The organism is Streptomyces sp. enrichment culture, assembly GCF_964273145.1.
Lineage (GTDB): Bacteria > Actinomycetota > Actinomycetes > Streptomycetales > Streptomycetaceae > Streptomyces.
The window spans coordinates 3,317,519-3,337,523 of record NZ_OZ186873.1 but is presented as its reverse complement, the minus strand read 5'-3'; the positions used below and the strand labels follow the sequence as shown (position 1 = coordinate 3,337,523).

Genomic DNA, 20,005 nt, shown 5'->3' with positions numbered 1-20,005 from the left:
GCCCTCGGCCCACCGCGCTCCCCGGTTGCCGTCCGCCGTCGCCCCGCGCACCGTGGAGCGGGCGCGGTCCGCGGCACCCGGGCGGATCACGCCACCCGGAGCGCCCGCGTGGCCGGCCGATCGACTCCGCCCCGCGCGAGGCGGTTGCCGTCGAACACTGCCGTCGAGGCAAAAGCCAGAGGCCCCGTGGATCACTCCATGGGGCCTCTGTTCCGCTGTGCACTCGGCAGGATTCGAACCTGCAACCTTCTGATCCGTAGTCAGATGCTCTATCCGTTAAGCTACGAGTGCTTGTTCTTTTTTTCTCCGCCGTTCCCGTTCCTTTCGGCCCGCTCCCGGCGACAGGAAGAACATTACATGACTGCCGCCGACATGTGAAATCCGTTCGGCAAACCCCGCCTGACCTGCGGAAACGCCGATACTGGGGTGAGCGGGCAGCGACCGTGGACCGTGGGGGCGCCCGGACCGGAGCGGCCGGTCCGGGCAGGGCGGCGCTTCGCGGCAGTGGACGGATGCCCGGTGGTTCCCGCTCGAAGGTGATCACCGCTCGGCCTCCCGCACCCCCCGCGGGACGCGAAGGGCCCACGGGTCCACCGCACGCCCCTCCACCTGCACCATGCGCTCGCGCGCGGTGTCGGGGGCGCGGCGCTGCCGCTCGGCGCCTGGGGGGAAGGAGGGGAAGACGAAGGGACGCGGTGGCTCCGCCGCCGCCGGCCCCGGCGACCGGGGCGGAAGCAACCGGGGCGGAAGCAGAGGCGGAGGCGGAGAACGGGGAGAAACACTTCGGGGAGTCCGGTCGATATCGGAATATCGACCGGACTCCCCGAGCAGAGAGCGGAGGCGGAGGGATTTGAACCCTCGATGGGCTTTAAGGCCCAAACCGCATTAGCAGTGCGGCGCCATAGACCGGACTAGGCGACGCCTCCAGACGCAACATCCCGCGCGCGAGTGCGGATGGTGCGTGCCGATGATGACACAGACGAGCGTGGTGTCACCAATCGCCCCCCACGGTACTAGGCGAGCAGGCCGCGGGGCAAAGGGGTTGGCGGCGTCCCCGCCGGCCCGGGCGGGGGCCGTTCCCCGGGCCGCGGGGCGACGCCCCGCGCGGGGCGCACGGGTGACGGCCGCAACGTCGGCGGCCGTGCCGCGTTAGGCAGGGCATGTCTCAGGTCATGTCACAGGTCGTGTCGCAGAGCACCCACCGGGCCGCGCCGCGCCGCCCCCGTCCCGCCCTGCGGCGGATGTTCGTCACCGCCGCCTCCGCCCTCACCGCGGTCGCCTCCCTGGCCGCCGGCCCCTCCACCGCGTACGCCGCCTCCGCCGAGCAGGGTGCGGCGGGCCGGGACGGCGACCGCCTGACCGTCACCGTCCACAACGCGGGCAAGGGCCTGGACGGGACGTTCGAACTACGCTGCCACCCGCACGGCGGCAGCCACCCCGACCCCGCCGGGGCGTGTGCCGTGGTCGAGCGGAACACACGGTGGGGGGAGGACGTCTTCGGACCGGCCCCGCGGGGCACCGTGTGCACCATGCAGTACGGCGGACCCGCCACCGCGCGGATCACCGGCACCTGGGCCGGACGCCCGGTCGACGCGACGTACGACCGGCGCGACGGCTGCCGGATCGCCCGCTGGGACCGTTTGGTGCCGCTCCTGCCCGACCTCGGATCGCCGGCGTCCCCGTGAGCCGGGCCGCGGACCGGACCACCCCTTCCGGTCCGCGCGCCGGGCCGGCCCGCCCGGTCCCTGCCGCCCCCGGCCGGCCACCGGCCGACCACCGGCCGGTCACCGATCGGCCACACGTTCTACGTCACTTCGTCGTGCGACCTCCCTCCCATCCGGCGCCGCGCGCACGACCCCAGCGCTTAGACTCCCTCGCGTGACACGTTGCGGGCCGGTTGGCAAGATGGCCCCCGCGGTCGGCAAGGTGCGGTAACAGGAGGGAAGCGTCTCGTGAGCAGCAGGCCATCCCGAGGCGCTGCTCGCCTCGCAGCCATACTGGACGCCCTGCCCGACGCGTTGGTCCTGGTCAACGCCAACGGCACCGTCGTCAACGCGAACACCATCGCCCTGGAGACCTTCGAGACGCCGGGGACCGCGCTGGTCGGGCGCGGACTGCTGGACCTGCTGCCCCACTTCGACTCCAAGCTCATCCCCGGCTCCATGCGGCGGCCGGACCACATCGACCCGCGGGCGCGGACGAAGCCGACCCGGATGGTCGCCCGGCGCACGGACGGCACCGAGTTCCCCGTCGAGGTCACCAGCGCCAACCTGGACAACGGCCAGCAGGGGTACGACGCCTACGGCTACACCGGCGACGAACTGCTGATGCTCGTCGTGCGCGACCTGACCGGCACCGTCGACACCGAGGCCGAGCTGGCGCGCTCGCAGCGGCAGACCGAGATGATCCTGCGGGCCGCCGCCGAGGGCGTCGTCGGCACGGACACCGACGGCCGGATCGTCCTGGTCAACCCGGCCGCCGCGCAGATCCTGGGCTACCGGGCCGGCGAACTCGGCGGACGCGAGCTGCACACCCTCATCCTCCACTCCCGCGCCGACGGGTCCCCCTTCCCGTACGACGAGTCCCCGCTCGCCGACACCCTGCGATCCGGGCGCAAGCACCGGGTGCGCGGGCAGGTGGTGTACGCCAAGAACGGCGACAAGGTGCCGGTCGACCTGACGACCGCGCCCGTCCGCGACGGCGACCAGCTCGTCGGCGCCGTGATGACCTTCACCGACCGGCGGCCGTACGAGGCGCTCGTGAAGGAGCGGGAGGACGCCGAGAAGCGGCACGCCGAGGAACTGGAGCGCATCGCCGAGGAGCACGCCTCCGAGCTGACCGCCCTGCGCCAGAAGCACGTGGCCGAGCTGGAGGAGCTCCGGGAGAAGCACGCGGAGGAACTCGCCGCGGGCGAGGAGCGCTACGCCGCGCTCGGGGAGCGGGAGAAGGACCGCTACGAGGCGCTCGCCGCCCGGCACGAGCAGCTGCTCACCCTCCTCGGCGCCTCCCTGCGCGGGCCGCTGGAGGAGCTGCGCCGCGAGCTGTCCGCGCTGGCCGCGGACGACGCCGGGCAGCTGTGGCCCGAGGCCAACCAGGTGCTCCACCACCTCTCGGCCGGCTACTCGCGGATCACCACGCTCATCGACAACGTCCTCGGCTACCAGCGCCTCGACACCGGGGCGGAGGGCGTCTCCCGTACGAAGGTGATGCTGGACGCCGTCGTCGCCTCCGGTGTCGACGGGGCCGTCGAGCTGGTCGGACCGGGGCGGGTGCAGTTCGCCGTGCACGCGCCGCCCATCGAGGCCGAGGTCGACCCGCGGCTGCTGGCGATCGCGCTCGCGCATCTCGTCGCCGACGTGGCGGGGGTCGACGCGACCGGCAACGCGCCCGCGTCGACGGGCGGTTACCTGGACAACACCGTCGTGGTGGCGGCGGCCCAGCGCGGCGAGGTCGTACGGATCGAGGTGCGCGGCCCGTACGCCGGGGGGGACCCGGTGCACGAGCCGATCGTGCGCGGGATCGTACGGGCCCACGGCGGCGTGCTCCAGACGCACGAGGTGCCGGGCATGAGCGGCAGCGCGTACGTCCTCGAAGTCCCGATCGGGGGTGGGGCGGGAGCGGTGGCCGCCCCGGGAACCGACCCGGTCGTGGAGCCGGCCGAGGGACCGGGTGAAGGACCGGGCGAGGCGGTTGCCGAAGGGGCAGCCGAGGGGACGGCCGCCGAAGCGCACCCCGCCCAGGCGCCGTCGGACCGGGCCGCGATCGCCCAGGCGGCCGGGCCGGCGCAGCAGGCCGCGGGCGGCGGGCGGCGGCGGGCGCGGCGGCCCTCCGCCGACGCGTTCCTGGAGGACGACGGCGACACCGAGGATTCCGGCGTTCCCGACGGCACCGGGGCGGAGGGCACCACGCCGACCGGGCGGCGCAGGAGGCGCGCGGCCGGGGAGCCGGCGCCCGCTCCGGCACCGGTTCCGCCGCCGGACGAGGTACCCGGGGGGACCGGACGCCGGCGCAGGCGGCCGGCCGGGGACACGGTCGCGGAGCCGGGGACCGGCGTGGCCGAGGGTTCCGTCGTCACGGCCGCCGAGCACGCCGCGGGCACCGCGGCCGCGGGCACCGGCCTGGGCGGGACCGTGCCGCCGCAGGGCGTTCCCGCCCCGACCGGGCGGCGGGCCCGGCGTGCCCTGGGGGAACAGCACGCGCTGCCGCCGGCGCTGCCCGCGCCGTCCGGCGAGGCGGACCCGGCCGACGCGTCCCGGCCGACCGGGCGTCGGCGGCGTGCGCTGGCCTCCGCGGCGGAACGCGCCGCCGCGGCGGAAGCGGGGCCCCGGCAGGTGTTCGCCCTGCCGCCCGCCGACGCGGACCGGCCCGCCGGCGTGGCGGAGACGGGCCCGGGCCCGGAGGCACCTCAGGTGGCTCGGACGGCTCACGGACCCGTCCCGGGAGGAGCAGCGGGCGCGCCGGTGGCGCCGGGCCTTCCGGGGGGCGCCACGCCGCCGGGGACGAACATCCCCGCGCAGGGACAGGCACCGGGGCACGGGCCGGCGCAGGTGCCTGCGCAGGGGCACGGGCCGGTTCACGGCGCCGGTACGGCCGGTGTCGCCGGTGACCCCGGAGCGGGTGCTTCCGGCGGCTTGATCGAGGACGGTCCGGTGGACGAGGGCCGGCACGACGCCGTTCCGCACGAGCGGTCCGCCGTCCACACCCCGCCGCAGCCGCACCCGGTGAGCGAGCCGGCGGGCCGCCGTCGCCGGGCCGTGCCCCCGGACGCGCCGGTGCCGGCCGCGACGCCGACGGTGGCGCCCGGCCAGGGTGGTCCGGTCCCCGCGCGGAACGTTCCGGCCCGGGACGCCACCGGGACGGTTCCCGGCGGACCCGTGCCCCCGCGGATCGCGACCGTGCCTGCGCAAGGAACGTCCGGCCAGGGCGTACAGCCGGCGGGCCCGGGAGCCGGTGTTCCCGCCCAGGCCGTCCCCGGCCAGGAGCCGCAGACCGCCGCTCCGCGGACGGTTCAGGGCACTCCCGCGCAACCGGTGACCGCCCCGCCGCCCACGGGGCAGGACCCCGCCCAGGGCCCGGCAGCGGTGCCGGGGCGGGTGCGGGCCCACGCCCAGGAGGAGCAGCCGGCCGGACCGGTGCAGCCGCAGGCCGCCTCCGTTCCGCCCGTACAGAACGCGGCCGCACAGAACGTGGCCGTACAGAACGCGACCGGGCAGAACGCGACCGGGCAGGTCGCCCTGCCTGCCCAGCAGGCCGGTGCCCCCGGCCGGCCCCTGCCGCAGCCGCTCCCCGAGCCCCGGCCCGGGCAGAGCGCGCCGGACCGGACTGCCGCGGGCCGGCCCGCCCCCGCGGCGCAGGGCGTTCCCGCCCCGCAGCCCTGGCCCGTCGCCGGCGAGGCCCCGGCCCCCGTGCCGCCGAACGGTGCCGCCGCCCCGGACGACGCCCGGCCGGCCGGCGCCGCCGCTCCCCTGCCGCCGGCGGGCACGAACCCGGCGCCCGCGGCGGGGGCCGCTCCGCTGCCGCCGGAGGGCGCTGCGCGGCCCGCGCAGCCACTGCCCACGGAAGCCGCGGCGCCGGTGGACCCGAACTCCACGCAGGGGCGGGCGATCAGCGTGCGGACGCTGGGCCAAGGCGTGCCGTTCAACCGGCAGGCGGCCCAGGTCCAGCAGCCGGCGGCCACCCCCGCACCGCACCACCCGGGTGGTTCGGGCCGTCGCCGCAAGCTGGGGACGCCGCCCGACCCGGTCGCCGCCCGGCCGGAGCAGGACGCCCGGCCGCACCCGGCCGGCGAGCAGGCCCCCGTGCCGCCGCGCACCCCGGCGGCGGCCCAGCCGCAGCCGGCTGCCCCGGCGCCGGCCGGCCAGCCGCCCCGGCTCGCGCAGATGACCGAGGGGGCCGGACGGTCGTACGCCATAGGCGCGCCCGACGAGAACGCCGCCGAGGGGCCCGAGCCGCTGGACGGTCCCGGCGGGGCCGTCGAGGTGGCGGACACCCCGCGTCCGCAGCCGATGGACGACGAGCTGCCGCCGGAGCCGCTGGACAACCCGCGGCGGTTGCTGGTGTGGCCCGCGCCGGACGTGTCCACGCAGCAGGCGCTGAGCGACCGCGGCTACCGGCCCGTCGTCGTGCACTCGCGCGAGGAGGTGGACGCGCAGATCGCGGCCTTCCCCGCCGCGCTCTTCGTGGATCCGCTGACCGGGCCGATCACCCGTACGGCGCTCCAGTCGCTGCGGCAGGCGGCGGTGGCGGCCGAGGTGCCGGTGCTGGTCACGGCCGGGCTGGGGCAGGCGTCGCGGGACGCCGCCTACGGTGCCGACCCCGCCGTGCTGCTGAAGGCGCTCGCGCCGCGCGACAGCGAGCAGCACCCGCCGCGCGTCCTGCTCATCGAGGAGCACGCGGAGATCGCGCTGGCGCTGACCGCGACGCTGGAGAAGCGCGGGATGCAGGTGGCGCGGGCGGCCGGCGACACCGAGGCGGTGGCGCTGGCGGCGCAGTTCCAGCCCAACCTGGTCGTGATGGACCTGATGCGGATGCACCGGCGCCGGGCCGGGATCGTGGACTGGCTGCGCGCGAACGGCCGGCTCAACCGCACCCCGCTGGTCGTCTACACGGCCGCCGTCGACCAGGCCGACCTGCCTCGCCTGGCCTCGGGGGAGACGGTGCTGTTCCTCGCGGAGCGGTCCACCAGTACCGAGGTGCAGTCGCGGATCGTCGACCTGCTCGCCCGGATCGGCACCAACTGACCTGCCGGTCACCGGCCCGTTCGGTGGGGGAGCGCCCCGGGCCCGGCTCCCCCGGCGGCGGGCCCGCGGGCACGGTGCCGGCGTGCCGGGCGGCGACCGCGGTGCGGCACCCGGGGGCGTGCCGTGCGGCGGCGAGGCCCCGCCCTGCGGTGATGCGGCGGGGACGGCCGCGGGGCAGGACGAGCGGGGCGGCCGTCAGAGCGCGGTGACGTCCAGCCGTCCCTCGGCGTACCACCCGCGCAGCACCTTCTTGTCGAACTTGCCGACGCTCGTCTTGGGCACCGTCCCGACGACCGTCCAGCGCTCCGGGAGCTGCCACTTGGCGATCTTCCCCTCCTCGGCGAGGAAGGCGCGCAGGGACGCGAAGTCGGCCGTCGCGCCCTCCTTGAGGACGACGGCGGCCAGCGGGCGCTCGCCCCACTTGTCGTCGGGGACGGCGACGACGGCGGCCTCGGCGACGTCCGGGTGGGCCATGAGGGCGTTCTCCAGCTCCACCGAGGAGATCCACTCGCCGCCGGACTTGATGACGTCCTTGGCCCGGTCGGTGAGGGTGAGGTAGCCGTCGGGGGAGATCGTCCCGACGTCGCCCGTCTTCAGCCAGCCGTCCTCGCTGAACTTGTCGGCGGGACGCAGCGGTTCGGCGTCGGGGCCGTTGTAGTAGGCGCCTGCGATCCACGGGCCGCGGACCTCCAGCTCGCCCGCCGACTCGCCGTCCCAGGGGAGGCGTTCCCCGCCGGGGCCGGTGAGGCGGGCCTCGACGCCCGCCGGGAAGCGGCCCTGTGTGAGCCGGTAGCCGAACTCCTCCCGCGTGCCGACCGCCTGGGCCGGCGGGCGGGCGACCGTGCCGAGCGGGGACGTCTCCGTCATGCCCCAGGCGTGGCAGACCCGCATGCCCAGCCGGTCGAACGCCTCCATCAGGGCGGGCGGGCAGGCGGAGCCGCCGATGGTGACCTGGGTGAGGGAGGACACGTCGCGCGGCCTGGCGGTCAGCTCGGCGAGCAGGCCCTGCCAGATGGTGGGGACGGCGGCGGCGTGCGTCGGCCTCTCGCTCTCGATCATCTCGGCGAGCGGCACGGGCTGGAGGAACCGGTCCGGCATGAGCATGTTCACGCCGGTCATGAAGGTGGCGTGCGGCAGACCCCACGCGTTCACGTGGAACTGGGGCACGACGACCAGCGTGGTGTCCTGGTCGGTCAGGCCCATCGACTGGGCCATGTTGACCTGCATGGAGTGCAGGTAGACGGAACGGTGGCTGTAGACCACGCCCTTGGGGTCACCGGTGGTGCCGGAGGTGTAGCACATGGCGGCGGCCGTGCGCTCGTCCAGCTCCGGCCAGTCGTACGTCGCCGGCTTGCCCTCGATCAGCTCCTCGTACTCGTGCACCCGGACCGGGGCCCCGGCCAGCGGGGAGCGGTCGCCCGGGCCGGAGACGACGACGTGCTCGACCGTCTTCAGGTGGGGCAGCAGCGGGGCGAGGAGCGGGATCAGGGAGCCGTTGACGATCACGACCCGGTCGGCCGCGTGGTTGACGATCCAGGCCAGCTGCTCGGGCGGCAGGCGCAGGTTGAGGGTGTGGAGCACGGCCCCCATGGAGGGGATGGCGTAGTAGGCCTCGACGTGCTCGGCGTTGTTCCACATCAGCGTGCCCAGTACGTCCCCCGGCCCCATGCCGAGGTCCTCGAGGGCGTGCGCCAGCCGGGCCGCGCGGGCGCCGATCTCCGCGTAGGAGCGGCGGTGCGGCGCGCCCTCGCCGGTCCAGGTGGTCACCTGCGAGGCACCGTGGACCGTGGACCCGTGGGTCAGGATCCTGGAGATCAGCAGCGGTACGTCCTGCATGGTGCTCAGCACGGCATCCTCCCGGGGCGTCATTGCCGGCGCGGCGGCAAGGGTTGCGCCGATTCTGCGCACATACCGCTTGGTATGTCACTAGGGGAGGACGATCGATCACCTCACGGTCCGGACACGGCCGCCCCGCTACCGGGCCAATCCGAGCTCCGGGTCCTCCCGCAGCTTGCCCAGCGCCCGCGAGACCGCCGACTTCACCGTGCCGACGGAGACGCCGAGCACCGCGGCCGTCTGGGCCTCGCTGAGGTCCTCGTAGTACCGCAGGACGACCATCGCCCGCTGCCGGGCGGGCAGCCGCATGACCGCCCGCCACATCGCGTCGTGCAGCGCCTGCCGCTCGGCCGGGTCGTCGCCCCCGGGTAGGGGTTCCGGCTCGGGCATTTCGTCGCAGGCGAACTCGTCGACCCTGCGCTTGCGCCACTGCGACGTCCGGGTGTTCACCAGGGCCCGCCGCACGTAGCCGTCGAGCGCGCGGTGGTCCTCGATGCGCTCCCAGGCGACGTACGTCTTGGCGAGCGCGGTCTGCAGCAGGTCCTCCGCGTCGCTCGGATTCGCGGTCAGCGAGCGGGCGGTACGCAGCAGCACCGGCTGGCGGGCCCTCACGTAGGACGCGAACGACGGGTACGAGAGGGTCTGCGGCGCTGCCGCGGCGGCGTCCGAAGCGCTGGTGCAGACGAGTGTGGTCATGGCTCCACGCTATGAGCGGGAGGGCCGCGCCGGATCGGCCCCAGGTCCCGAAGCTGAATCCGCCTCAGGTTGTAGGGGTGGGGGTGGCTACACCTCCTGTAGGTGGAGCAGGGGACGGGGCCCCTGAGGGCCGGTCCCCGAGGACGGCACGACCGGACGCGGAACCCTCACGCGCACACGCCTGCGCGGCGGCGCCGAAGCACCGCCGCGCAGACGCGAAACGACCCCATGAAGCACACCCACAGAAGTCGAGGAGCCGGGCCTCCCGGCCCCTCTAGCTCACCACAGCGGGGAGAAGCCGACGGCGACGTTCGAGTTGCCCTGGTTGACGGCCGTGAACGCGGAGCCGTGGACCTGCGCGGTGTTGCTCTGGTTCGAGGCGCCGGAACCGACCGCCTGCTGCTGCGTGGTGGCCGAGTTCCCGTTGTTGTCGCCGCCGACTCCGCTGCCGACGATGCCCGCGAACGCGTCCGCCGCGGTGGCGCTCGATCCGTTGCCCGCGAAGGCACCGTTGTCCGCGGTGGCGACACCGGCGAAGAGGGCGGTGGCGAGCGGGAGGGCGGAGACGGCGGCTAGGAGGCGGGCGGTACGGATGCTTGCCATGTTGTTCCTCCAGGAAGGCGCGCGCCGGCCAGCTGCCGGAAGCGCGGGAAGTACGTGAACCAGGCTGTCCACCGAGGCGGTTGGCCGACCGTCTCGGTGCTGTGCACGACGTCGCGGGATCAGAGTTGCCCACCGGCTCCCCGGCGAACCACCCCGGAAGACCCGATTCGCCCTCAAGCGTGAGGACAAGTCGATAAACCCCTTTGCGCCCCTTGCGTGCCGACTCGGGAGAGCACGGACAGCTCCGCCTCAAGCGCCACACGGGATGAAGCGCTCCGTCACGCCCCTCGCCTCCCTCCCGGCACCGGCGTGTCGCGCACGCTCCCCCTCCCCCTGATCGAACGTTCGAACGGGAAGGAATGCCCGGCCGGCCCTGACCGGCGGTCCGCGCCACCAGCACGCCGGTGGTCCGCGGGGCACCGGCGGGGAGGGACCGGGCCGGACTACGGGCCCGGGGGGACGGGCCGCCGGCCGTCGGCGGCCTCCTCGCGCCACGCGCTGACCCCGAGCCGGCCCGTGGTGCCGAGGTCGAGGTCGGGCGCGACCATCACGGGAGCGGCACCGGCCCGGGCCCTGACCCGGACGTACGGCACTGCCACCGGAGCGCCGAAGCCGGTGGTGTTGCGCCACATCAGGCCGGCGGAGGCGGACTCCCCCGGGTCCAGCGTCACCGGCCGGGGCGGGGCGTCGAAGCCGGGCACCAGGGCGATGTCCCCGCCGCCCCGCACGATCTCGATCCCGCCGACCGGATCGTGGTCCTCGTCGAGGAGCCCGAGCAGCGGGTAGCCGTCGAGGGAGTACGGGCGGCTGCCGCAGTTCCGCAGGCGCAGTCCCACGACCCGCAGGCCCATGGCCGCTTCCCCCTCGTCGGCGGTGAGGCGCAGCCCGGACGACGGGCAGGGACCCGCGGGAGCCGGCGCCTCGTCGGAGGGCACCCTCTTCACGTCGACGACCCGCACGCTCCCCGCGTCGTGGGCGCCGGGCGCGAACACCGTGCCGAGGGTGCGCCGCACGGTCCGGCCGGCTTCGACGGGCCCCACCGTCTCGGTCGTGTTCGCCGTCGCCGCACCCCGGCCGGAGAGGAAGGAGAAGGTGATGGTGTACGTGAACGGCTCGGCCTCGCGGTTGGTCACCGTGTACGCCACGGCGCACCGGACGGGTCCCGCGCCCGTCGGGGAACCGGCACCGCCGGGTGCCGGTTCCCCGACGATCCGCACCCCGTCCCGCTCTCCGGCGTCGCCCTGGGCCCCGGCGCCGGGACCGGGGTCCGGGGAGGCGCTGGTACCACACGTCCGCGCCGTGCTGCCACCGTCGTCACCGGTTTCGCCGCCTCCCCCCGGCACGGCGGTCTCGGCGCCGCAGGCACCGAGCAGGAGAACGGCGGCCAGGGCGCCCGAGGCCGTGAGGGGCAAGGGGGTTCGCATCGCCCCACCTCATCAGGGACGGTCCCCGCCGACCGTGACGGAAGCCACAGTTCCGGACACAGGTCGGTCACGGGTCCCACAGGACGGGAAGCACCCGCAGAGGACGCTCCTCCCTCCTCCTCCCCCTCCTCCTCGGCCCTGCGGGCGACCCGCCAGCCGGCGATCGGTGACGGTTTCACGCGACGATCCACACGTACGGTGCTGTCGTAACCGAAGACCCATCACACGTACGGGTGAGCATCAGGGTCGGGAGGCGGGGCAGGAAAGCGCCGCCCCGGCTCCCGCGGAAGGTCTGCCACGACGCTGGCCCACAAGACGAAAAGGCCTGCTGGGAAAGGGTTTTACGGACGGCGACGAAAACTCGGGAAACATTTCCGATCGTCTTCGGTCAACGACGTGCGCGTGTCTCCACCGGGGTAAACGCCCTTATTGCTCAGAATGTTGCCTACTGCCCCATTTGAAACTATGAAGTTTCTTTGCCGAGGAGCATGACATGCAGGTTCGCAGGTGGCTCCCAGACCAGCCCACCCGTATCGGTCGGCACGACTGGCCGGACGAGGGTGACAACGGAACGCACCTGCGACTGCGAGCCGGTTCCATCGTGGTACTGGACCGTCAGGCCTGGCGAATCCTGGAGATCAACGGCTACACCAGCGACCGCTGGCCGGACTCCTACGAGAAGGCCTGGCGCGACCACGTGGAGCTGTGGTGGCACGCCAACGAACTGCGGCGGGCCAACAACCAGGCGGTCAAACCGGCCCCCGAACGCGCCGAGTTCTACAAGCGTCCGGTGATCCTGGTGCTGCGCAACGAGAACCTCCCCCGGTCCACGCCCAAGCACTGGTGCGCCCCCGCCAGCCACGACTGGCAGGTCCTCCCCGAGCACTACGCGGTCTGCCGCGCCTGCGGGGAGCTGCCGCCCTGCCGCCACGGGGAGTACCGCTGGGAGGGCGGCCCCCGCTGGCCGGAGCAGAACGGCGGCATCCCGCTCATGGTGCCGGAGGGCTGCTGCATGGGGTGCGCCGAGCTGATCAAGCCGCGGGTGCGGACCGTGCGCTTCCCCGGCCCGAACCTCTGGTACCCGGACCTGGGGGAGGACACGGCGGTCTTCCACGCCCGCGCCTCCTGCGCCGACCAGGTCGACTGCTACCGCATGCAGTGGCAGACCGAGTACGCCCCGCGCTCCTCCGCCCACGCCACCCTGGCGTTCTCGGGCTTCGACCACTTCGTGCTGCCCCGGACGCGCCACGCGCCGGACCTGACCCCGTACGCCCAGCGGGCCGCCCAGGACCAGCGCCCCGTGCCGGTCGAACCGTCGCCGTCGGCGGAGGAGGAGTACACCTCCGCGACCGGTGACTCCGGCGCCTACCACACCTCGTACGACGGATACGACGGCTACGACGACTACCACGGGCGCGACGGTTACGGAGGGGAGGCGCAGGCCGGTGAAGCGCAGGCCGGCTCGTCGACGCCGGTCGTCCCCAAGCCGGTGCACCACTCGGCGCACCGGCCGGTGCACCAGCCGGCACCCGCACCCGCGCCCGCCGGCGCGCCCACGGCGGAACCGGCCGCCCCGGCCCGGCCCGCCGCGCCGGAACCCTCCCCCACCGCCGGTACGTCCGCACCCGCCGGCGCCACCGCGCCCACCGGCACGGCCGAGGCACCCGCCCCCGTCGGCGCCTCCCCCTCCGAGGGGGACACCGGACTGGCCCTTCAGGCGGCGGCGGAACTGGGGCTGTCCCTGGCCGAGCGCCCGGCCTTCCACAACGCGGAGCAGGCGGCCCGGGTGATCGAGGAACTCACCGCCGCGGTCCGGAACATCGCGCTCTGCCTGAACAACCCAGCCGCCCGCGAACGCTCCTGACCCGGGCGGGGAGGGCCGGTGGCGGCGCGCGGGCCGGCGGACGTCACGCGGAAGGGGCGCCCCTCGTCGAGGGGCGCCCCTTCCGGTTCACACATCTTCGGTCCGCGGAGGCGGTGGGATTTGAACCCACGGTGACATCGCTGCCACGACGGTTTTCAAGACCGTTCCCTTAGGCCGCTCGGGCACGCCTCCCCGCGCCGGCCGCGATCGGCGGCGCGGGACCAGGGTAGCGGGTCGCTCCGCGCGCGCGTGGGTCAGCTGTCGCCGACGCGGGAGCCCAGGGTGAGCTCGACCGTGTGCTGCCTGCCGCCGCGCTCGTAGGTGACCGTGACCCTGTCGCCGGGCTGGTGGGTCCAGATCTCGCCGATCAGGGTCGGGCCGCTGTCGATCACCCGGTCGTCCAGCTTGGTGATGACGTCGCCGGGCCGTAGGCCGGCCTTGTCGGCGGGGCCGCCCCGCTCGACCGGCTCGGAACCGCCGACGCCCTGCTCGGTGATCTGGGCGCCGTCCGCCGTGCCCTCCAGGGAGACCGAGGCGCCGATCTTGGCGTACACCGGCTTGCCGGTCTTGATCAGCTGCTGGGCGACGTACTTGGCCTGGTTGACCGGGATGGCGAAGCCCAGGCCGATGGAGCCGGCCTGGCCGGTGCCGCCCAGGCCGTTGCTCGCGGACTGGATCGCGGAGTTGATGCCGATGACGTTGCCCCGGGCGTCCAGCAGCGGACCGCCGGAGTTGCCCGGGTTGATCGAGGCGTCGGTCTGCAGGGCGCTCATGTAGGACGCCTTGCTGCCGGCGCTGCCGTCGCTGGAGGCCACGGGGCGGTTCTTGGCGCTGATGATGCCCGTGGTCACCGTGTTGGACAAGCCGAAGGGGGCGCCGATGGCGATCGTGGAGTCGCCGACGGCGACCTTGTCGGAGTCGCCGAGCGGGAGCGGCTTCAGGTCCGAGGGGGCGTTCTCCAGCTTGATGACCGCCACGTCGTAGCCCTGGGCGTGGCCGACCACATCGGCGTCGTACTTCTTGCCGTCGGGGAAGGTCGCGGTGAGCCTGCCGCCGTCGACCGCCTCCGCCACCACGTGGTTGTTGGTGACGATGTGGCCCTGCTTGTCGAAGACGAAGCCGGTGCCCGTGCCGCCCTCGCCGCCGACGCCCTCGGCCTCGATGGTGACCGTGCTCGGCAGCGCCTGGGCGGCCACGGCCGCGACCGTGCCGTCGTCACGCTTGACGGAGCCGCCGGTGTCGGAGGCGGAGACCGTGGTGGAACCGGTCTCGTCGCCGTCCTTGGCCAGGGTGTAACCGATGCCGCCACCCAGGCCGCCCGCGACCAGCGCGGCGATCAGGAGGGCGGCGACCGGCCCGCCGCGACCGCGGCCGGACTTCGGCGCGGGCGGTTGGTACGGGGAGCCCCAGCCGCCGCCGGAACCGCTCCCGCCCGAGCCGAACGCCGGGCCGGCCGGCGGCGGGGGCGGCCAGGCGGCGTCGGGGGCCGAGCCCTGCCGGGACCCGTACCCGTAGGGGTCGGCGGCGGTGTGCGCCTGCGCGGCGGCTCCCCGGGAGGCGTCGTCCGGACCCGCCGCCGAAGGCGCGGGGACGCTGCTGTGCGGCGCCGCCCCCTCCAGCGGGGAGGCTGCGGGAGATTCCACCGGCACGGGGGGTGCGGACGGGGCCGGGGGTACCGCGGTGCCCTCGTTCTCGGTGCTCACAGCTTCTCTCCTCGGTCACGGCTGTCGTTCGGTCGCACGGGCGGGACGCGGCCACGCTCGTCACGCCGGTCGGCGGTCCGGCGCGATGCGGCTGTGCACGTGTTCGCACACCAGCATTTCCCACGGCCCGTCAGAGCACCATAAGCCGTGGCTGTGGGTCCGCGGCCGTCCCTTACATCAGGCCATCAAAGACTAAACGGACTCGATGTCCCTGTCGCCGGCATACGCCCGCCCCCGCGCGGTGGCACCATGTCGCGGTGACCCACGCACGACAGCACCGGATCCAGGTCGTCGCCCACCGGGGCGCCTCCGAGGACGCCCCGGAACACACCCTGGCCGCGTACCGGAAGGCCATCGAGGACGGCGCGGACGCCCTCGAGTGCGATGTGCGCCTGACCGCCGACGGCCACCTCGTCTGCGTCCACGACCGCCGCGTCAACCGTACGTCCAACGGGCGCGGTGCCGTCTCGGCCCTGGAGCTCGCCGACCTGGCCGCCCTGGACTTCGGCTCGTGGAAGACGCGGGAGACCTGGCGCAGGCGCGACGAGCAGCCCCAGTGGGAGCACCGGCCGCAGGACCGGGAGGCGACCTCCGTCCTCACCCTGGAACGGCTGCTCCGGCTCGTCCGAGACGCCGACCGCCGGGTGGAGCTGGCCATCGAGACCAAGCACCCCACGCGCTGGGCGGGCCAGGTCGAGGAGCGGCTGCTGCTGCTCCTGAAGCGGTTCGGGCTGGACGCCCCGGCCGACCCCGCGCGCTCCCCGGTGCGCGTGATGAGCTTCTCGGCCCGCTCGCTGCAGCGGGTGCGGGCCGCCTCGCCGACGCTGCCCACGGTCTACCTGATGCAGTTCGCCCCGCCCCGGCTGCGCGACGGGCGGCTGCCCGCGGGGGTCGGGATCGCGGGCCCGTCGATCCGGATCGTGCGCGGCCAGCCCGCGGCCGTCGAACGGCTGAAGGAGGCCGGCCACCAGGTGCACGTGTGGACCGTGAACGAGCCCGGGGACATCGACCTCTGCGTGGAGCTGGGCGTCGACGCCATCATCACCAACCGGCCGCGCGCGGTACTGGACCGGCTCGGCCGCTGACCGCCGCCCTCCGGGGTCCGGATCCGGTCGTCCGCCGGCCCGCTCGATGACAGGGAGTGCTCCGGCGCGTTCGGAACGTGTTCGATCGTGACGAATGCGTCACCGGCAGGCGATCAGCCGGTTTCCGGTACAGGCCAATGGGGCATCCACTCCGTGGCGTGGGGCGAAGGAGGTCTCGGGGGTGGCGTTGGTGGTGGCACAGGAGGTGCCCACGTCGTCGAGCATGGCCGTGCCCCATGGCCCTGCGGGCGTGGGGGAAGCGAGGCGTCGTATGCGCGATCAGTTGCGCAGAGGCGGCGTAGCGGAATCGGTCATCGATGATGCCGTATTGATCCTTTCCGAACTTTTGAGCAACGCGTGCAAGCACGGCCGCCCCTTGGGCGGCGCCCTGGCCGGGGACGGCGCCGTCCGTGCCGCCTGGCGGGTGGAGGGCAGCGGCCGGCTCGTCGTCGAGGTCACGGACGGCGGCGGCCCGACCCGCCCGGCGCCGGCCACCCCGTCGGTCACCGCGCACGGCGGCCGCGGGCTGAAGATCATCACCGCGCTGGCCGACGACTGGGGCGTACGGGACGACGCCCGCGGCGAGGTCACGGTCTGGGTCGTCGTCCACGACGACGTGCACGATCCCGACGCCGGGCACCGCCGTGACGACTTCGCCACGCGGGTCGGGGTTCCGCCGGTGTCCGAGATACCCGGCCTGGGGTACGCGAGCGCGTTCGACGATTTCGGCTGAGCGGCGGCGGGCACGGCGCCGGCGAGCCGGCCGAACTCCCCCGTCCACAGGGTCCCGTCGGCCGTGGCGTGAACGGCTAGGCTCGCGCCGTACCAGAAGAGCCGTAACCGGGAGACACCCACGATGGCCAAGAAGCGACCCCAGACGAAGGCCAAGCGCCCGCAGCTCACCGACGGAGAGATCCCGGTTGTCGGCGCCCGCGAACCCTGCCCGTGCGGCAGCGGCCGCCGCTACAAGGCCTGCCACGGCCGGGCCGCCGCGCAGGCCGTGACCGAGCTGGTGCAGCGCCCGTTCGAGGGGCTGCCCGGCGAGTGCGACTGGGTGGCGCTGCGGGAGCTGGTCCCCGCGGCCACGGCCGAGCTGACGCTGAAGGACGGACTGCCCGAGGGCGTCCCGTCGGTCACGCTGGCCACGGTCCTGCCGATGGCCTGGCCCGCGCTGCGCCGCGACGACGGCTCGGTGCTGCTCGGCCTGCAGAACGACACGGCGTCGGGTGACATCAGCCGCGACCTCGCCGACACCCTCCTGCGCGCGCTGACCGCCGAGCCGGGCACCCCGGTGCAGGGCCGCCGCGCCCCGGCCGACGGGCCGCGCCTGCAGGACCTGCTCGACCCCGAGGGCCGGTTCGAGCCGGTGGTGCACACGGGCTTCGAGTTCTGGGTGCCGGACCCGCAGAACGCCGCGCCGGAGGTGGCCGCCTCCCTGGAGCGGGCCAACGCCGCCGCGATCCCCACCGTCAGGCTCCAGGGCGTGGACGCCGCCTACTGGTGCCGGACTCCGGAGAAGAACCACCTGCGGTGGGTGATGCCGCACCCGGAGGAGCGTCTTCTGGACGCTCTGGCGCGGCTGCAGGCCGCCGGGCGCTCCGCCCTCGGCGAGGGCACGCGGCTGGTCGGCTCCTTCCGCGCCCACGGGCTCACCGTCCCGGTCTGGGACCTGCCCGGCGAGGTCACCGCGCAGGACGTGGAGAAGCCGGCGGCCGAGTTCGCCGAGCGCCTCGCCGAGGCCCTGACCTCGGACGCCCCGCTCACCGCCGACGAGCGCCGCGCCCGCGGGGGCCTGACCAACCGGCAGGTCACGCTCAGCTGACGCACACCGCGGGACCGGGGACCGGCGGGCCCGCCGGTCCCCGGTGGCCCGGCCTCGGCGGGTGACGCAGTTCACAACTCCTCGTCGGTGCAGGCCGTTCGGCGAGGCGGAGCACGTCCGGACGCCGACCGGGCGGTGACCGGAAACACGGAGATCGAATTTGCTAACCGCCGATCCCTTGTTACCGTTCGAGTAGCCCGGTTGCTGGTGCATCCCCCGTCGCCAGCAACCGGGTCTTTCCGTGCGCGGCGGCCCACTCGCACGGACCACAGCCGTACGTCAACTGCCGCCTTTCAAAGGCGAGTTGCTTCCGACGCGCAGCAGCGGACCGGCCGCCGTCCCGCCGCCCGGCGCGGTGAACTCCGCGACGGCGCCGTACTCCGCCGGCTTTCCCCGCAGGCGTTCCCGGGGCGTCTCGCATGTCCCCGGCCCGTCCGCCTCCCCCACCGCGCAGTGCGTCCGCACGGTCCGGCCACCTGGTCCCGTCAGGCTCAGCGCCAGGCGCAGCGGACCGCCGGTCGCGTTGCGGTGGTGGGTCCGCGCCCAGGTCCGTCCCCGCTGGACCAGGAGGCAGGTCCGCGCCTCGATGCCGCCGGGCGAGGTCAGCTCCGGCCCGCAGCGCACTGCGGTGGCCGCGCCGAGCCCGAGCCGCGACGGCGTGCGCGAGGGGCCGGCGCCGGGCGCCTTGCCGTCGGCACCGCCACCGGACGGCGCGGAGGACCCCCGCGCCTGCGGCCGGGTCTCGCTCACGGGGCCCGCGGACGCCACGGCGAACGGGAGCACGACCGCGCACGTCACGATGCCCATGAGGACGGTCAGCCGGATCCGCCGGGGGCCGGGTCCGCCGCCCGGCGACCCCCCGGCGCCGCGGCGGCCGGCCGCGGACCGCCGCGCCCGGCGGTCCCCGTCCGGGCCGGACCGCGGGCGTAGCCGCCGGCCGGGCGGCGGGCGGCGCCCGGGCTCGGGGCGCGCCGCGGGACGGTGATGCTCCCCACGATGAAGCGGCATGAGCGGACCATAACGACACCGCGCGGGCCGCCGCCCCCGCCCGCGCCCGACACCCCTACAACTCGGGCGCGCTCACACCCGTACGAGTGAGGGCGTCGACGACCGCGTCCACCACGGCCTCCACGTCGGGCAGCCAGGGCGAGGCCGAGCCGGGCAGCGGCGCCCGCTCCCAGCGGACGGCGCCCTGGCCGGTCTCGGACGGGGGAAGGGCCAGGTAGCCGCCCTCGCCGTGGAAGCGCAGGGAGCCGGGGACGAAGTCCTTGGCGTACAGCAGCTCGCCGAGCTGCTCCAGGGAGTACGGCCTGACCAGCAGCGACCAGCGGGACGGCGAGGCGACGACCGGGCCGAGCCGCATGCCGCCGCGGTCGAGCGCGGCCAGCGCGCGGGCCGCCGGAAGCGCGGGCAGCGAGACCGCGCACGGGGCCCGGCCACCGGTGGCCAGGATGATCGGTGCCGCCGGGCGGTCGGTCCACCACCAGCGCACCATGCGCGCGTCGGTCGTGGCCGCGAGGAGGCCGGGGTCGAAGGGGTGGGCGCCGGGCACCGCGCACTCCGGGTCCGGGCAGACGCAGCGGGACCGTCCCCGCGGGTCGGCCGTCACGCCCGGGAGCACGGGCCACTGCCATCGCGTCGCGAAGGTCAGGGCCGCGCCGATCAGGTCAGGCTCCCCGTCCTTGCGCTGGGACAGGAGCCTGCGTCGCCTTCCGAGGATCTCGCGCATGAGCGCTCGTTCCTTTCCGTTGCACGCCTGGCAACACTGTGGGCCACATCACACCATGCGTCGATCACTTCACTCTGCGTACCTGCCGGCTCATCACGCCCCCGCGGCGGGCAAGGAAAGCCCCGGGGGTCGAGCTCGGTCTGCGTCCGCGGCCGTACGTCCGTACCGGGTCCATCGAAGGCACGGGCATGGCGCCGGGGTGGCGAAGTCCGGCGTTTCGCCGTCCCGCGTATTTCTCTCCGCCTCCGCCACGGGAGGACGGGGCACGGTCGCCGGTGGTGGAGACGTCCGGGTCCGCCGCCAGGTTCCGGCTGGACCCGACCACCCCTGGCTTTCACCGAGTACGTACCCATCACGGCCGCTGTGACGCTCCGTGGAGCAGCTCCAGTCGACCGCAACAAGCCGTCCTCCAGGGCAGTTTCAAGCCAACTTCATTTTTCCACAAGGGGATCGGCAACAGAAAGTCTCCCGGTTCACGGACACCAGGAAACCGGCAGGACAAT

Annotated in this window: 13 protein-coding genes and 3 tRNA genes; 6 read left to right on the top strand and 10 right to left on the bottom strand. The window is 74.7% G+C overall.

Features of this window, described 5'->3' with window-relative positions; genetic code table 11:
• Positions 1-218 precede the first annotated feature (218 nt).
• Together ACSU6Z_RS15015 and ACSU6Z_RS15010 are read right to left on the bottom strand one after the other, a co-directional pair.
• A tRNA-Arg gene (locus tag ACSU6Z_RS15015) sits at positions 219-291 on the bottom strand.
• A 544-nt stretch (positions 292-835) separates the two neighbouring features.
• A tRNA-Ser gene (locus tag ACSU6Z_RS15010) sits at positions 836-926 on the bottom strand.
• A 246-nt stretch (positions 927-1,172) separates the two neighbouring features.
• Between ACSU6Z_RS15010 and ACSU6Z_RS15005 the strand changes: the two genes are divergently transcribed.
• Entirely contained in the window at positions 1,173-1,685 is a 513-nt protein-coding gene (locus tag ACSU6Z_RS15005; RefSeq protein WP_437046032.1) for an SSI family serine proteinase inhibitor, read from the top strand.
• Positions 1,686-1,952: 267 nt separating this feature from the next.
• Complete coding sequence (locus ACSU6Z_RS15000; RefSeq protein ID WP_437046030.1) at positions 1,953-6,740, top strand: PAS domain-containing protein; 4,788 nt, start codon at positions 1,953-1,955, stop codon at positions 6,738-6,740.
• Positions 6,741-6,935: 195 nt separating this feature from the next.
• On the opposite strand, the gene ACSU6Z_RS14995 is transcribed toward ACSU6Z_RS15000, so the two are convergent.
• From ACSU6Z_RS14995 to ACSU6Z_RS14980, 4 genes are all read right to left on the bottom strand, one after another.
• Entirely contained in the window at positions 6,936-8,609 is a 1,674-nt protein-coding gene (locus ACSU6Z_RS14995) for a long-chain fatty acid--CoA ligase (protein ID WP_437046028.1), read from the bottom strand.
• 105 nt (positions 8,610-8,714) lie between these two features.
• Positions 8,715-9,272 carry a SigE family RNA polymerase sigma factor gene (locus tag ACSU6Z_RS14990; RefSeq protein WP_437046026.1) on the bottom strand — a complete coding sequence of 186 codons (558 nt, stop codon included), beginning with the start codon at positions 9,270-9,272 and terminating at the stop codon, positions 8,715-8,717.
• A 279-nt stretch (positions 9,273-9,551) separates the two neighbouring features.
• The gene (locus ACSU6Z_RS14985) at positions 9,552-9,875 is read right to left on the bottom strand and encodes a hypothetical protein (protein WP_437046025.1); all 324 of its coding nucleotides are present in this window, start codon (positions 9,873-9,875) and stop codon (positions 9,552-9,554) included.
• A gap of 443 nt (positions 9,876-10,318) precedes the next feature.
• Positions 10,319-11,299, bottom strand: coding sequence for a DUF4232 domain-containing protein (locus ACSU6Z_RS14980; RefSeq protein ID WP_437046024.1), 981 nt, complete (start codon positions 11,297-11,299; stop codon positions 10,319-10,321).
• A gap of 493 nt (positions 11,300-11,792) precedes the next feature.
• Between ACSU6Z_RS14980 and ACSU6Z_RS14975 the strand changes: the two genes are divergently transcribed.
• Positions 11,793-13,163 carry a hypothetical protein gene (locus ACSU6Z_RS14975; RefSeq protein WP_437046022.1) on the top strand — a complete coding sequence of 457 codons (1,371 nt, stop codon included), beginning with the start codon at positions 11,793-11,795 and terminating at the stop codon, positions 13,161-13,163.
• A gap of 105 nt (positions 13,164-13,268) precedes the next feature.
• On the opposite strand, the gene ACSU6Z_RS14970 is transcribed toward ACSU6Z_RS14975, so the two are convergent.
• A tRNA-Ser gene (locus ACSU6Z_RS14970) sits at positions 13,269-13,355 on the bottom strand.
• A gap of 62 nt (positions 13,356-13,417) precedes the next feature.
• Positions 13,418-14,866: a S1C family serine protease gene (locus tag ACSU6Z_RS14965; protein WP_437046020.1), complete on the bottom strand. Its 1,449-nt coding sequence runs from the start codon at positions 14,864-14,866 to the stop codon at positions 13,418-13,420.
• Positions 14,867-15,123: 257 nt separating this feature from the next.
• Here ACSU6Z_RS14965 and ACSU6Z_RS14960 point away from each other — a divergent pair, with 257 nt between their 5' ends.
• The 3 genes from ACSU6Z_RS14960 (at position 15,124) to ACSU6Z_RS14950 (ending at position 17,773) form a co-directional block, all read left to right on the top strand.
• Positions 15,124-15,951, top strand: a complete 828-nt coding sequence (locus tag ACSU6Z_RS14960; protein ID WP_437046018.1) for a glycerophosphodiester phosphodiesterase — start codon at positions 15,124-15,126, stop codon at positions 15,949-15,951.
• A gap of 94 nt (positions 15,952-16,045) precedes the next feature.
• Positions 16,046-16,684, top strand: a complete 639-nt coding sequence (locus ACSU6Z_RS14955; RefSeq protein ID WP_437046017.1) for an ATP-binding protein — start codon at positions 16,046-16,048, stop codon at positions 16,682-16,684.
• Positions 16,685-16,807: 123 nt separating this feature from the next.
• Positions 16,808-17,773, top strand: coding sequence for a DUF5926 family protein (locus tag ACSU6Z_RS14950; protein ID WP_437046015.1), 966 nt, complete (start codon positions 16,808-16,810; stop codon positions 17,771-17,773).
• A gap of 279 nt (positions 17,774-18,052) precedes the next feature.
• On the opposite strand, the gene ACSU6Z_RS14945 is transcribed toward ACSU6Z_RS14950, so the two are convergent.
• Together ACSU6Z_RS14945 and ACSU6Z_RS14940 are read right to left on the bottom strand one after the other, a co-directional pair.
• A complete protein-coding gene (locus ACSU6Z_RS14945) occupies positions 18,053-18,580 on the bottom strand; it encodes a hypothetical protein (RefSeq protein ID WP_437046013.1) in 528 nt (175 codons plus the stop codon).
• Positions 18,581-18,836: 256 nt separating this feature from the next.
• Complete coding sequence (locus ACSU6Z_RS14940; RefSeq protein WP_437046011.1) at positions 18,837-19,502, bottom strand: bifunctional DNA primase/polymerase; 666 nt, start codon at positions 19,500-19,502, stop codon at positions 18,837-18,839.
• Positions 19,503-20,005 lie beyond the last annotated feature (503 nt).

What these genes read in the sequence shown, in the direction of transcription:
- ACSU6Z_RS14980 (WP_437046024.1), bottom strand. Translation starts at nt 11,299, where the DNA reads ATGCGAACCCCCTTGCCCCTCACGGCCTCGGGCGCCCTGGCCGCCGTT.
- ACSU6Z_RS14975 (WP_437046022.1), top strand. Translation starts at nt 11,793, where the DNA reads ATGCAGGTTCGCAGGTGGCTCCCAGACCAGCCCACCCGTATCGGTCGG.
- ACSU6Z_RS14940 (WP_437046011.1), bottom strand. Translation starts at nt 19,502, where the DNA reads ATGCGCGAGATCCTCGGAAGGCGACGCAGGCTCCTGTCCCAGCGCAAG.
- ACSU6Z_RS14985 (WP_437046025.1), bottom strand. Translation starts at nt 9,875, where the DNA reads ATGGCAAGCATCCGTACCGCCCGCCTCCTAGCCGCCGTCTCCGCCCTC.
- ACSU6Z_RS15005 (WP_437046032.1), top strand. Translation starts at nt 1,173, where the DNA reads ATGTCACAGGTCGTGTCGCAGAGCACCCACCGGGCCGCGCCGCGCCGC.
- ACSU6Z_RS14945 (WP_437046013.1), bottom strand. Translation starts at nt 18,580, where the DNA reads ATGGGCATCGTGACGTGCGCGGTCGTGCTCCCGTTCGCCGTGGCGTCC.
- ACSU6Z_RS14990 (WP_437046026.1), bottom strand. Translation starts at nt 9,272, where the DNA reads ATGACCACACTCGTCTGCACCAGCGCTTCGGACGCCGCCGCGGCAGCG.
- ACSU6Z_RS14955 (WP_437046017.1), top strand. Translation starts at nt 16,046, where the DNA reads ATGCGTCACCGGCAGGCGATCAGCCGGTTTCCGGTACAGGCCAATGGG.
- ACSU6Z_RS14950 (WP_437046015.1), top strand. Translation starts at nt 16,808, where the DNA reads ATGGCCAAGAAGCGACCCCAGACGAAGGCCAAGCGCCCGCAGCTCACC.
- ACSU6Z_RS14995 (WP_437046028.1), bottom strand. Translation starts at nt 8,609, where the DNA reads ATGACGCCCCGGGAGGATGCCGTGCTGAGCACCATGCAGGACGTACCG.